A 12,725-nucleotide genomic window follows, 5' to 3' on the forward strand; every position below is an offset into this window, starting at 1 on the left:
GCCGTGCGAAGATGCAGCGCTGCGGAAGGGCAACCTGACGGGCGCAGCCAAGCCCAACCGGGAGCCGCACCGGCTTCCGGTTGGGTGGTTTGCGTGAGTTGCGCGCCCCCGATCCGGCGTCCGGAAAGATAGCTGGACGCCCGGTCGGGCGCCCAGCCATAGGCACCTGCTCGCGAAGGGACGGGAGCCAGCAGGCGCTTCTCGTAAAGGCGGGTTAACGTCTACGCCCCTCCACATGAACGCCAGATGAATCGGAACCGACGCCTTCGAAGCAACGGGCGAAAGGGCGGGAAGCGGTCGACGCGCACGCCCCACGGTCCAATGTCGGCCCGCCGCAACCGGCCGCCTTCCGCGACGGCCCGACCGGCGATGATGCGCCGCGGGCTCCGCCGTCAGCGAACGCGCTCGAGGATCGAGACGTAGCTTGCGACCGCCGCCCCGCCCATGTTGAAGACCCCGGCGTGGGCAGCGCCCTCGATCTGCATCCCGCCCGCCTCGCCGCAAAGCTGCATGGCGGCCATCGCGTGCATCGAGACCCCTGTCGCGCCGATCGGATGGCCCTTCGACTTGAGGCCGCCGGACGGGTTGACGGGCAGGCGACCGTCCTTGCTCGTGGTTCCCTCGCGCACGACGCGCCAGCCCTGCCCCGGCTCGGCCAGCCCCATCGCCTCGTATTCGATCAGTTCGGCGATGGTGAAGCAGTCGTGGGTCTCGACGAGGTCGAGGTCGTCCAGCGAAAGACCGGACGCCTCCAGCGCCTGCGCCCAGGCCCGCCGCGGCCCGTCGAACGCCGTCGGGTCGCGGCGCGACATGGCGAGGATGTCGTTGGTGTGGGCGCGCGCACGGAAGGCGACGGCGCGCGGGAGATCGGCGGCGACCTCGGGATGGGCGATGACGAGCGCCGCCGCCCCGTCCGAGATCAGCGAGCAATCGGTGCGCCGCAAGGGCGCCGCGACATACGGATTCTTGTCCGACACCGTATTGCAGAACTCGACCGAGACGTCCTTCCGCATATGGGCATAGGGGTTGAGGACCCCGTTGGCGTGGTTCTTGGCCGCGATCATCGCAAGCTCTTCGGACCGGTCGCCGTAGCGCTGGAAATAGCTCTTGGCGATCCGCCCGAAGAGGCCGGCGAAGCCGCCCTCGACGTCGGCCTCCTCCTCGCGGAACGAGGCGGAGAGGAGAATGTCGCCGGCGCGCGGCGTCGGGACGCCGGTCATCTTCTCGGCGCCGACGACGAGCGCGATGCGGCCGCGGCCGGACGCGACGAAGTCCATCGCGGAATAAAGGGCCGCCGAGCCGGTGGCGCAGGCGTTCTCGGTGCGCATGGCGGGCGTGCGGGCCAGCGCCCCGGCGCCCATGCCGACGAGCGCGGCCTGGAAGTCCTGGCCTGAGAAGCCGTTGTTGAAGACGCCGACGAACAGGGCGTCGACGTCCTCCGGCTGGAGGCCGGCATGAGCCAGCGCCGGCAGGGCGACCTCGGCCATGAGGTCGCGCGTGTCGCGGGCGTCGTCCCGCTTGCCGAACTGCGAATGGGCCCAGCCGACGATCTGCGGTTCGATCATGATGCGCTCTCCTCCCGTGCCGGCGGGCGAGGCCGCCCGCGCGATCGGGGAAGCTTACCCCCGATCGGGGCCGCCGCCAGCGGGAAAACGCCGCGCGCCGCCGCCCCTCGCATCCCGGCGGCGGTGGAAAAATCATCGGGGTCCGGCCCGGCCGCGCGAACGTTTCGCGCGCCAGCGTCTTTACCCGTCGACGACACGGGAGACAGCAATGGACATTTCGGACGACGAGCGCGAATTCCTGCGCGGCATGCGCGCCCTGACGATCGGCGACGACGGACACGAGGTCTTCGTCGGGCTGAACGCTGAGGAGAGCGAGGAGTTCTGGGCGCTCACCCGGCGCAACGAATCGGGCGAGGACATGAACCCCGTGCCGCGCTTCAAGGAACTGCGCGACCGGCACGAGGCGGCGCGCCTCGATATCGTCGAGGGCCGCGCCAGCCTCGATTGACCGCGGCCGCCCGGCTCAGGCCGGTTCGGAGCGCTGGAGGAGGCCGCGATAGATCTCCTCGTCGCCGCAGAGGCCCGCTAGGCGCCCGAGTTCGTCGACGAGGAGGATCGGGTGGTTGGTCTGGCGCTTCAGCGCGATCGCGGCCCGCAGCTTGAGGTCGGCCGGCGCCACGATCACGTCGCACGGGCGGTCGACGCGGCCCTCCAGCGCGTCGGCATGGCCGAGCGTGCCGGCGCCCGCCCCGATTCGCACCCCGGCCGGCCGGTCGGCGGCGTCGAGTTCGAGCCGGATCGCGCCGTCGCGGTCGAGAAGCACCGCGTCGCCGTCGCGCCGCAGCGTGCCGGCCGGGCGCATCAGCGCCGAGCCGCGCAGGACGTTGAGCGGGTTCATGTGCCGCACGAATTCGGCGACATAGGGCGTCGCGGGCGACAGGAGGATGTCCTCCGCGCTGCCCTGCTGCACGATGCGCGCGTCCTGCATGATGGCGATGCGGTTGCCGAGCTTCATCGCCTCGTCGAGATCGTGGCTGACGAAGAGGATCGTCTTGCGGATCGACGTCTGGAGTTCCAAGAGCTCGTCCTGCAGCTTGGTGCGGATCAGGGGGTCGAGCGCCGAGAAGGGCTCGTCCATCAGGAGGATGTCGGCGTCGGTCGCGAAGGCGCGCGCGAGGCCGACGCGCTGCTGCATGCCGCCCGACAGCTCGTGCGCATACTTGTCGGCCCACTGCGTGAGCCCGACCATGGCGAGCTTTTCGTCCACGATGCGCCGGCGCTCCGCGGCGGACATGCCCTGCAGTTCCAGCCCGAGCCCGGCGTTCTCGCGCACCGTGCGCCAGGGCAGGAGCGCGAACTGCTGGAACACCATGGAGACGGTATGCGTGCGAAGGTCGCGCAGGGTCGCCTCGTCGCAGGTCCCGACATCCACCGGCCGGCCGCGATGGCTGACGATCGTGCGCCCGCGCGACATGGTGTTGAGGCGGTTGACGGCGCGCAGGATCGTCGACTTGCCGGAACCCGACAGACCCATGAGGACGCAGATCTCGCCCGGCTGGATCGTCAGGTTGACGCCGGCCGCGCCGAGGACGGCGCCCGTCGCCTTCAGGATCTCGTCGCGCGTCGCGCCCCGGTCGAGCATGGCGATGGCCTGGCCGCCGCGGTCGCCGAAGACGATGTCGACGTCGCGGAACTCGATCGCGGGAAGCGTGTCGCTCATGCCCGTGCTCCCTTGGCGGCGCGGCGCGCGGGCGCCTTGCAGATGCGGTCGAGGAGGATCGCGAGGATCACGATGCAGAGCCCTGCCTCGAAGCCCATGGCGATGTTGACCGTGTTGAGGGCGCGCACCACCGGCTTGCCGAGACCGTCGGCGCCGACGAGCGCGGCGATCACCACCATCGAGAGGCTCAGCATGATGCATTGGGTGATGCCGGCCATGATGGTCGGCAGCGCATAGGGCAGCTCGACCTTGAAGAGGAGCTGGCGCTTGGTCGCCCCGAAGGCGCTCGCCGCCTCGCGCAGGGGTCCCGGCACGGTGGTGAAGCCGAGATGCGTCAGGCGGATCGGCGCGGGGATCGCGAAGATCACGGTCGAGATCAGGCCCGGCACGACGCCGAGGCCGAACAGCACCAGCGTCGGGATGAGGTAGACGAAGGTCGGGATCGTCTGCATCAGGTCGAGGAGCGGGCGCAGCGCCTGGTAGAGCCAGGGGCGGTGCGCCGCCGCGATGCCGATCGGCACGCCGATGAGGACGCAGGCCAGCGTCGCGCAGAAGACGAGCGACAGCGTCTGGATCATCTCGGCCCAGTAGCCGAGGTTGATGATGAGAAGCAGCGAGAGGACGGCGAAGGCGACGAGCGCGAGCGACCGGTGCAGGACGTAGGCGCCGACCGCGACCAGCGTGATGAAGAGGAGCGGCGGGATCGCCTCAAGGCCGGTGGTGAGCCCGCCGATCAGGAATTCGAGGCTGACCGAGATCGCGTCGAACAGCCCTTGCGCGTTGGTGGTGAGCGCGTCGACGAAGGCGCGCAGCCAGGCCCCGAGCGGAATCTTGTGGTCGACGAGCCATTGCGTCATGCGGCCTCGGGGTTCGCGCGAGAAGGAGGGGACGGGAGCCGGGCGCCGGGCTCGTGGCCCGGCACGCCGCCGTCGGAGACGATCCGGCCGCTCAGCCGCCGAACGCCTGCGCGAGCGCCGCCTCGGCGGGCTGCCCGTCGAAGGTGGTGACGCCCGCCAGCCACGGCTTCCAGGCATCGGGATGGGCGGCGAGCCAAGCCTTCGCCGCCTTTTCCGGCGCCTCGCCGCCGTCGAGGATCGCGCCCATGATCTCGTTCTCCATCGGCAGCGAGAAGACGAGGTTGGCAAACAGCTTGCCGAGGTTCGGGCAGTCGGTCGACAGGCCCTTGCGGGTCAGGGTGTAGATCGTCGCCCCGCCGTAGTTCGGCCCGAACACCTCGTCGCCGCCCGAAAGGTAGGACAGCTGGAAGTTGGCGTTCATCGGATGCGGCTCCCATCCGAGGAAGACGATCGGCTTCTTGGCGCGCGTCTCGCGCGCGACCTGGGCCAGCATGCCCTGCTCGGACGATTCCACCAGCTCGAAGCCCTTCAGGCCGAACTGGTCCTTGTCGATCATGCCCTGGATCAGGCGGTTGCCGTCGTTGCCGGGCTCGATGCCGTAGAGCTTGCCGTCCAGCTGGTCGCGAAACTTGGCGATGTCGCCGAAGGATTTCAGCCCCGCATCGAAGAGGTAGGTCGGCACCGCGAGCGTGTATTTCGCGCCCTCGAGGTTGGCGCGGATGATCTCGATCGAGCCTTCCGCGCGGTAGGGCGCGAGGTCGGCCTCCATCGTCGGCATCCAGTTGCCGAGGAAGACGTCGATGTCGCGGTTCTTCAGCGAGGCGAAGGTGACCGGCAGGGCGAGGACGTCGGTGCGGGGCTGGTAGCCGAGCCCCTCGAGGACCGCGGACGCGGCGGCGGTGGTCGCGGTGATGTCGGTCCAGCCGACATCGGCAAAGCGCACCGCACGGCACGAGGCCGGGTCGGCGGCGTGGGCCGCCGTCGCCCCCATGAGAAGAGCCGTCAGCCCGGTCAGAACGAGGGAACGCGATGACGCCATAGGGGTCTTCTCCTGATGTGACGGGCCCATGCCCCGGCACCGTTGATAGCAGATGGACAGACCTGCGGACCATTCCATCCATCGAACCGTGATGGGGATTGAGAACGGGCTTCCCGCAGCTGTCAAGCGCCAGTTGAACGTCCGTTCAATTCTTTTCACGCGGGACCGGTTTCTGTCGAAACAGGAGGCAATATGCCCTTTTCCTGACCTTCCTCGCCGGTCGACTGGACACAGGCGGACGCCTCGACAGCATTGAACGGGGATCGCGCAGCCGATGCCGGGGGATTGCATTCCACCGCTTTTCGTTCGATTGAATGAATGATCAATCCTGCCGCCCGATGCTTGCGCCGGAGACCCCCGCATGACCCGCCTTTCCATCGCCCCCCGCTTCGGCTCCGAGGACCAGCGGCGCCGGCAGCTGATCGAGGCGACGATCGAGGCGCTGGCCGATGTCGGCTTCGCCGCCGCGAGCCTGTCGGAGATCGCGGGCCGGGCGGGCGTCGCGCCCTCGCTCGTCTCGCATTACTTCGGCGACAAGGACGGGCTTCTCGAGGCGACGCTTCGTCACCTCGCCTCGCGCGTCTCGGAGGGCACGCGCTGGCGGCTGAAGCGCGCGGAGACGCCGCGCGAGCGCATCCAGAGCGTGATCGACGCCAACCTCGCGCCGGAAGAGTTCGACGGGCGCACGGGGTCCGTGTGGCTCGCCTTCTGGGGCCAGGTCCTCCATTCCGCGCGGCTGAAGCGCGTGCAGCGCGTCTACCAGCAGCGCATGCTCTCCAACCTCCGCCACGACCTGAAGGGGCTTGTGGCGGCGGACGACGCCGCGCGCGTCGCGGTGGCGATCGCCGCCGTGATCGACGGCCTGTGGCTGCGCTCCTCCTTGTCGGACGCCGGCGAGGCCGACAGCACGCTGGCGCGCGCCATCGCGACGAGCTTCACCGACGCGCAGATCGCCGAGGCGCGGCCGCTCAGCACCGGCGAGCGGGCGAAGGCGCCGCCGCGCGCAGCCGGCGCCCCGGTGCTGACGAGCCATGTCGCCGGCGCCTACCTTCCCTGGCGCGAGGGCACCGAGACCTTCGCCACCCTCAATCCCGCGACCGGCGAGACGATCGCCGAGATCGCGATGGCCGGCGAGGCCGAGGTCGAGGCGACGGTCAGGGCCGCCCGCGAGGCGCAGCGCACCTGGGGCGCGATGACCGGAGCCGAGCGCGGCCGCATCCTCAACCGCGTCGCCACCCGGCTTCGCGAGCGCAACGAGGAGCTGGCGCTTCTCGAAACCCGCGACACCGGCAAGCCGATCCAGGAGACGATCGCCGTCGACGTCCTGTCGGGCGCCGACTGCATCGAGTATTTCGCGGGGCTCGCCGCCGGCATCGCGGGCGAGCACGTCGATCTCGGGCCCGCCGCCTTCGGCTATGTCCGGCGCGAGCCGCTGGGGGTCGTCGCCGGCATCGGCGCCTGGAACTATCCGCTGCAGATTGCCTGCTGGAAGGCCGCCCCGGCGCTCGCCGCCGGCAACGCCTTCATCTTCAAGCCGGCCGAGCTGACGCCGCTCACCGCCCTGAAGCTCGCCGAGGTGATGACCGAGTGCGGCGTGCCTGCCGGCGTCTTCAACGTCCTGCAGGGCGACGGGCGTACCGGGCGTCTCCTGTCGCGCCACCCCGGCATCGCCAAGATCTCGCTGACCGGCGAGGTCGGCACCGGCAAGAAGGTGATGGCGGACGCCGCCACCACCCTGAAGCAGGTGACGCTGGAACTCGGCGGCAAGTCGCCGCTGATCGTCTTCCCCGATGCCGATCTCGACGACGCGGTGGGCGGGGCGATGCTCGCCAACTTCTATTCCGCCGGCGAGGTCTGCTCCAACGGCACGCGCGTCTTCGTGCACGAGGACGTGCGCGAGGCCTTCCTCGAGAAGCTCGCCTCGCGCACCCGCGCCATGGTGGTCGGCGATCCCGCCGATCCCGCGACGCAGGTCGGCACGCTGATCTCGCAGACGCACATGAACAAGGTCCTCTCCTATATCGAGGAGGGGCGGCGCGGCGGCGCGAAGCTCCTGTGCGGCGGCAGCCGGGTGACGGCCGGCGCGCTCGGCCGGGGCTACTTCGTCGAGCCGACGATCTTCGACGGATGCCGCGACGACATGACGATCGTGCGGGAGGAAATCTTCGGCCCGGTGATGACCGTCCTGTCGTTCCGGGGCGAGGACGAGGTGGTGGCACGCGCCAACGACACGCGCTTCGGGCTGGCTGCCGGCGTCTTCACGCGCGACCTCGCGCGCGCCCACCGCGTCGTCGCCCGGCTCGAGGCCGGCACCACCTGGATCAACACCTACAACATCACGCCGATCGAACTGCCCTTCGGCGGCGCCAAGGAATCGGGCCTCGGTCGCGAGAACGGGCGCGCCGCGCTCCTCGCCCATACGCAGGCGAAGAGCGTCTACGTCAATCTCGGCCGCGTCGACGCGCCCTACTGATCTGGAGCGGCAAGCGATGGAGATCGAACACTTCGACTACGTGATCGTCGGCGCCGGCTCGGCCGGCTGCGTCCTCGCCAACCGGCTGACCGAGGATGGGAAAAGCACCGTCCTCGTCCTCGAGTTCGGCGGGTCCGACCGTTCGGTGCTGATCCAGATGCCGAGTGCGCTGTCGATCCCCATGAACATGAAGAAGTACAACTGGGGCTACGAGTCCGAGCCGGAGCCCCACCTCAACGGCCGCCGGATGAATTGCCCGCGCGGCAAGGTGCTCGGCGGCTCGTCCTCGATCAACGGCATGGTCTACGTGCGCGGCGCGCCGGCCGATTTCGACCGCTGGGAGAACCAGGGCGCGGCCGGTTGGGGCTATCCCGACGTCCTTCCCTACTTCCGCCGCGCCGAGAACCGGCGGGCGGGCGGCGATCCCTATCGCGGCGGCGAGGGTGCGCTCCACACGACCTATGGCACGCTCTCCAACCCGCTCTACGACGCGTTCGTCAGGGCGGCGGGCGAAGCCGGCCATGCGATGAACGAGGACATCAACGGCGCGACGCAGGAGGGTTTCGGCCGGATGGACATGACCGTCCACAACGGCCGCCGCTGGTCCACCGCCAACGCGTATCTCAAGCCCGCGCTCGGGCGGGCGAACCTCAAGGTCGTCACCCACGCCCTCGTCGAGCGCGTCCTCTTCGACGGGCGCGCGGCGTCCGGCGTCGCCTTCCGTGTCGGCGGCGCGGCGCGTCAGGCGCTCGCGCGCCGCGAGGTCATCCTCGCCGCCGGGTCGATCAACACCCCGAAGCTCCTGAAGCTCTCCGGCGTCGGACCCGGCGCCGAGCTCGCGAGCCACGGCATCGCGGTCGTCGCCGACCGGCGCGGCGTCGGCGAGAATCTGCAGGACCACCTCGAATTCTACTTCCAGGTCGCCTGCCGCGAGCCGATCACGCTGTTCTCCGCCATGTCGCCCTTTGCCAAGGGCTCGATCGGCGCGCGCTGGCTCTTCACCAAGCGCGGCCTCGGCGCGACCAACCATTTCGAGAGCTGCGGCTTCATCCGCTCGCGCCCCGACGTCGAGCATGCCGACATCCAGTACCACTTCCTGCCGCTCGCCGTGACCTACGACGGCCGGGGCCTCGCCTCCGAGCACGGGTTCCAAGCGCATGTCGGGCCGATGCGCTCGAAGTCGCGCGGGCACGTGCGCCTCGCCTCCGCCGATCCCGCGGCCCCGCCCCGCATCCTCTTCAACTACATGAGCCATCCCGACGACTGGGCGGAGATGCGCGCCTGCGTGCGCCTGACGCGCGAGATCTTCGCCCAGCCCTCGTTCGACCGCTATCGCGGGCGCGAGATCCAGCCGGGCGAGGCAGTGCAGAGCGACGAGGAGATCGACCGCTTCGTCACCGAGCATGTCGAGAGCGCCTACCACCCGTCCTGCACCTGCCGGATGGGCGCGGGCGACGATCCGCTGGCGGTGGTGGACCCCGAGACGCGGGTGATCGGCACCGAGCGCCTGCGCGTCGTCGACAGCTCCATCATGCCCTCGATCACCACCGGCAACCTCAACGCGCCGACGATCATGATCGCGGAAAAAGCCTCCGACATCATCCGCGAGCGCGCGGCGCTGCCGCGCGCCGACGTGCCCTACGAGCGCGTCGCCTACCTGCCGATGCCGGCGCAGGCCGCGCTCTGACGGACCTCAGCCGGGGCCGGCCCGGCCGTCGAGTATGGCGATGGTCGCCGGGTCCTCGCGGCCTCTGAAGAACCCAGCCAGCGCCTCGGTGAAGACCGCCTCGCCGCCCGACGCGCGCGCGAACAGTGTCATGCTGGACTGAAACTTCATGTCGTCGGGCGAACCGAAGACGCTTAGGGCCGAGCGGCCGCGGTGCCGGTTCGCTAGGTCCGCCGAGTGCCGGAGGCGGGGCCCGAGAACCGGATGGGCGAGGAACGCCTCCGCCTCGGCGAGCGATCGAATGGCAAAATGCCGGGCGGTCGGGCTGCGGCCGAGCCCCGCAACTTGCGGAAACACGAACCACATCCAGTGGCTGCGTTTCCGCCCGTCGCGCAACTCGTCCTCGACCGTTTCGATCACGGGCGCCTGCGCATCCAGGAACCGCTGGAGGTCGTGAGGGTCGTCCATGTCGCGTCTCCCGGCATTGTCCGGTTCAACGCGATGGGCGCGGCGGCGGCTCCCTGCCGCCCCGGTCCTTTCGCGACGCCGGCAAAGAACCGGTGCCGAACTGCGCCTGATAGGCCTTCGGGCTGATCCCGACGCGCCGGGCGAAATGGTGGCGCATCGTGTCGGCCGAGCCGAAGCCGGTGGCGCCCGCGATCTCCTCCAGGCTGTGCCGCCGCGCGACGAGGAGATGCTTGGCCGCTTCCACCCGCTCGCCCGCCAGCCATTCGCCCGGCGATGTGCCGACGGCTTCCCGGAAGCGCCGCGCGAAGGTGCGAAGGCTCATGCGGCAGGCGTCGGCCATGCGCTCGACCGTCCAGGGCCCGGCGAGATCGGCGCGCACCGCGTCCAGAAGCGGCGCGACGGCGCCCGCGCGCGGCGCCGGGACGGGTCGCTCGAGGAACTGCGCCTGCCCGCCGCCGCGATGGGCCGGCATCACCAGCCGGCGCGCCACCGAGTTGGCGGCGGCATCGCCGAAATCCTCGCGCACGATCGCGATCAGAAGGTCGATGCCTGCCGCGCTTCCCGCCGAGGTATGGATGCGCCCGTGCGAGCGGTAGAGCGAGGCGTCGTCCACCGCGACGCGCGGATGGAGCGCGCGCAAGGCTTCCGCGTAGCGCCAGTGGGTGGTCGCCGTCCCGCCATCGAGAAGGCCGGTGGCGGCGAGCACGAAGGCGCCCGAACAGATCGAGACGAGAATCGCGCCCCGCTCGTGCGCCGCCTGCAGCCGCTCGGCGAGCGCACCCGGCACCGCGACGCCCGCCCCCTTCCAGCCCGGCACGACGACGATGTCGGCGGCGTCCACGAGCTCGATCCCGTGATCCGCCTGGAGCGCGAAGCCGCCATGGGCGCGCAGCGGCCCCGCCTCCACCGCCGCGCTCGCGAAGCGATACCAGCCCTCGCCCATCTCGGGACGCGGCAGGCCGAAGACCTCGGCGACGATGCCGAACTCGAAGGTGCAGAGGCCGTCGTAGAGGAGGGCGACGACGAGGGGACCGGCAGTCTCTGGCATGATCTGCCCGTACTCTGTCATCTCTGCCAATAGCAAGAGAGCGCGGCACGCGGCGATATGGCGGCATCCCACCTGAAGGAGGTTCTCGTGCCGTCCGCCGTCACCATCGTTCCCGCCGCCCCGAGCGCGCTCGCGCGCGAGCACTTCGCTGCCGCCTTCCGCTTCGAGACCGACTGCTGGGACGTCCACGACGCCCTGTCGCGCGGGCCCGACTTCGTGCTTCTCGACGTGCGCGGGCCCGCCCAATTCGAGGCCGGGCACGTGCCGGGCGCGATCCACCTGCCGCACGGCAAGATCGTCCGCTCCCGGCTGGAGGCCTATCCGCCGGAGACGCTGTTCATCACCTACTGCGCCGGCCCCCATTGCAACGGGGCGGCGCGCGGGGCGCTGCGGCTCGCCGAACTCGGCCGCCCGGTGAAGATCATGGCGGGCGGCATCACCGGCTGGCTCGACGAGGGCTTCGCCCTCGCGACCGGCGCGTAGGGGCGCTCAGGCGCCCCAGGTCCGCCGCAGCACCGACAGCCAGTTGCGCCACGCGATGCGTTCGACGAGCTCGCGCCCGTAGCCCGCCGCCGCCATCGCCTCGAGAAGACGGGGCAGGCCGGCGGCCGAGCCGACCGCACTCGGGATCGTCGCCCCGTCGAAGTCGGAGCCGAGCGCGACGCCCTCCTCGCCGAGATGCCGCAGGAGATGGTCGAGATGGCGCAGCATCGGGTCGAGGCCAATCGTCTCGTCCATGCCGCCGTCGCCGAGGAAGGCGGTCGCGAAGTTGAGACCGACCAGCCCGCCCGTTTCGCGGATGACGCCGAGCTGCCGGTCGGTGAGGTTGCGGCTGTGCGGCGTCACCGCATGGGCGTTGCAATGGGTGGCGACCAGCGGCGCGTCCGAGAGGGCGGCCACGTCGTCGAAGCCCTTCTCGTTGAGATGGGAGCAGTCGACGAGGATGCGCAGCGCGTTGCAGCGCTTGACCAGCCGCCGGCCGGCGTCCGACAGGCCCGGCCCGGTGTCGGGCGAAGAAGGGAAGCGCATCGGCACGCCGTCGCCGAAGACGTTCGGCCGGCTCCACAGGGGGCCGACCGAGCGCAGGCCGGCGGCATGGAGCACGTCGAGCATGTCGAGATCCGCATCGATCGCCTCGGCGCCCTCGATGTGGAGGACGGCGGCGAAGCTGCCGCGCCCCATGGCCGCCTCGATCTCGCCGGCCGTCCGGCAGACGGTGAAGCGCCCGCCGGACGTGCGCTCGAGACGCAGGAGGATCGCGATCATCCGCAGCGTCGTCTCGCGCGCGTCGGCAAGGCTCGGCGTCTCGGGAAAGGGCAGCGCGTAAGGGGGCACGCGCATCGCGTCCGACAGCGAGGCGTCCATATGCGAGGGCGGGAACACGGCAAACAATCCGCCGGCGAGACCGCCCTCGGCCGCCAGCGCCATGTCGATGTGGCCGCCGGCGCCGCCTTCGAAGAAGCGCCGCTCGGCCTCGCCGCTCGCGTCCTCCATCAGCCGGAGCAGCGTGTCGTTGTGACCGTCGAAGACGGGAATGCGGGTGATGTCTGGCAAGGCGGCAGTCCTCGAGAAGCGGATGCGGCCCAGGCGGGAGATCGCCCCGCCCCGGCCGCCGTCGCCCTCCTCGTATCACCGCACGGGCTCCTGCGCACGGGGAGCCGGACGGGCCGGACAGCGCTAGAGCGTCGCCAGCACCCCGCCGTCGACGTAGACGATCTGGCCGTTGACGAAGGCCGAGGCGTCGGACGCGAGGAAGATGCAGGCGCCCTGCAGCTCCTCGACCTTGCCCCAGCGCCCGGTCGGCGTGCGCATCGTCAGCCATTCGGTGAACTTCGGATCGTCCACCAGCGCCTGGTTCAGCGGCGTCTCGAAATAGCCGGGGCCGATCGCGTTGACCTGCAGCCCGTGGCGGGCCCAGTCGGTGCACATGCCCTTGGTGAGGTTCAGCA

General features: G+C 70.5%; 12 protein-coding genes. 4 read left to right on the forward strand and 8 right to left on the reverse strand.

All coding sequences use genetic code 11. The features are described from left to right. Positions 1 to 392 precede the first annotated feature (392 nt). Entirely contained in the window at positions 393 to 1,565 is a 1,173-nt protein-coding gene (locus tag QZ753_RS06005; protein WP_294641883.1) for an acetyl-CoA acetyltransferase, read from the reverse strand. Between the two features lie 208 nt (positions 1,566 to 1,773). Between QZ753_RS06005 and QZ753_RS06010 the strand changes: the two genes are divergently transcribed. Then, on the forward strand, positions 1,774 to 2,013 hold the full coding sequence (locus tag QZ753_RS06010) for a hypothetical protein (protein ID WP_294641884.1): 240 nt from the start codon (positions 1,774 to 1,776) through the stop codon (positions 2,011 to 2,013). A gap of 15 nt (positions 2,014 to 2,028) precedes the next feature. Here the strand turns inward: QZ753_RS06010 and choV are convergent, their stop codons facing one another. From choV to QZ753_RS06025, 3 genes are all read right to left on the reverse strand, one after another. Next, on the reverse strand, positions 2,029 to 3,225 hold the full coding sequence (gene choV, locus QZ753_RS06015) for a choline ABC transporter ATP-binding protein (protein WP_294641886.1): 1,197 nt from the start codon (positions 3,223 to 3,225) through the stop codon (positions 2,029 to 2,031). Beyond that, positions 3,222 to 4,082 (reverse strand): choline ABC transporter permease subunit, encoded by an 861-nt coding sequence (choW, locus tag QZ753_RS06020; RefSeq protein WP_294641888.1) that lies wholly within the window; start codon positions 4,080 to 4,082, stop codon positions 3,222 to 3,224. The genes choV and choW overlap by 4 nt, the downstream gene beginning before the upstream one ends. Positions 4,083 to 4,173: 91 nt before the next feature. Then, entirely contained in the window at positions 4,174 to 5,073 is a 900-nt protein-coding gene (locus QZ753_RS06025) for a choline ABC transporter substrate-binding protein (RefSeq protein ID WP_294641902.1), read from the reverse strand. Between the two features lie 409 nt (positions 5,074 to 5,482). Between QZ753_RS06025 and betB the strand changes: the two genes are divergently transcribed. Together betB and betA are read left to right on the forward strand one after the other, a co-directional pair. Further along, positions 5,483 to 7,594, forward strand: a complete 2,112-nt coding sequence (betB, locus tag QZ753_RS06030; protein ID WP_294641890.1) for a betaine-aldehyde dehydrogenase — start codon at positions 5,483 to 5,485, stop codon at positions 7,592 to 7,594. Between the two features lie 16 nt (positions 7,595 to 7,610). Continuing rightward, a complete protein-coding gene (betA, locus tag QZ753_RS06035) occupies positions 7,611 to 9,281 on the forward strand; it encodes a choline dehydrogenase (protein WP_294641892.1) in 1,671 nt (556 codons plus the stop codon). A 6-nt stretch (positions 9,282 to 9,287) separates the two neighbouring features. Here the strand turns inward: betA and QZ753_RS06040 are convergent, their stop codons facing one another. Both QZ753_RS06040 and ftrA read right to left on the reverse strand, forming a co-directional pair. After that, positions 9,288 to 9,728: a DUF1810 domain-containing protein gene (locus QZ753_RS06040; RefSeq protein WP_294641893.1), complete on the reverse strand. Its 441-nt coding sequence runs from the start codon at positions 9,726 to 9,728 to the stop codon at positions 9,288 to 9,290. Positions 9,729 to 9,753: 25 nt separating this feature from the next. Beyond that, positions 9,754 to 10,797 carry a transcriptional regulator FtrA gene (gene ftrA, locus QZ753_RS06045; RefSeq protein ID WP_294641895.1) on the reverse strand — a complete coding sequence of 348 codons (1,044 nt, stop codon included), beginning with the start codon at positions 10,795 to 10,797 and terminating at the stop codon, positions 9,754 to 9,756. 66 nt (positions 10,798 to 10,863) lie between these two features. On the opposite strand from ftrA, the gene QZ753_RS06050 reads away from it, so the two are divergent. Next, entirely contained in the window at positions 10,864 to 11,259 is a 396-nt protein-coding gene (locus QZ753_RS06050; protein ID WP_294641905.1) for a rhodanese-like domain-containing protein, read from the forward strand. A 6-nt stretch (positions 11,260 to 11,265) separates the two neighbouring features. Here the strand turns inward: QZ753_RS06050 and QZ753_RS06055 are convergent, their stop codons facing one another. Both QZ753_RS06055 and QZ753_RS06060 read right to left on the reverse strand, forming a co-directional pair. Next, positions 11,266 to 12,330: a dipeptidase gene (locus QZ753_RS06055; RefSeq protein ID WP_294641898.1), complete on the reverse strand. Its 1,065-nt coding sequence runs from the start codon at positions 12,328 to 12,330 to the stop codon at positions 11,266 to 11,268. Positions 12,331 to 12,453: 123 nt separating this feature from the next. Further along, the coding region (locus QZ753_RS06060; protein WP_294641900.1) for an SDR family oxidoreductase at positions 12,454 to 12,725 on the reverse strand (272 nt) is incomplete at its 5' end.

This window comes from uncultured Aureimonas sp. (assembly GCF_913775355.1).
Taxonomy (GTDB): Bacteria; Pseudomonadota; Alphaproteobacteria; order Rhizobiales; family Rhizobiaceae; genus Aureimonas.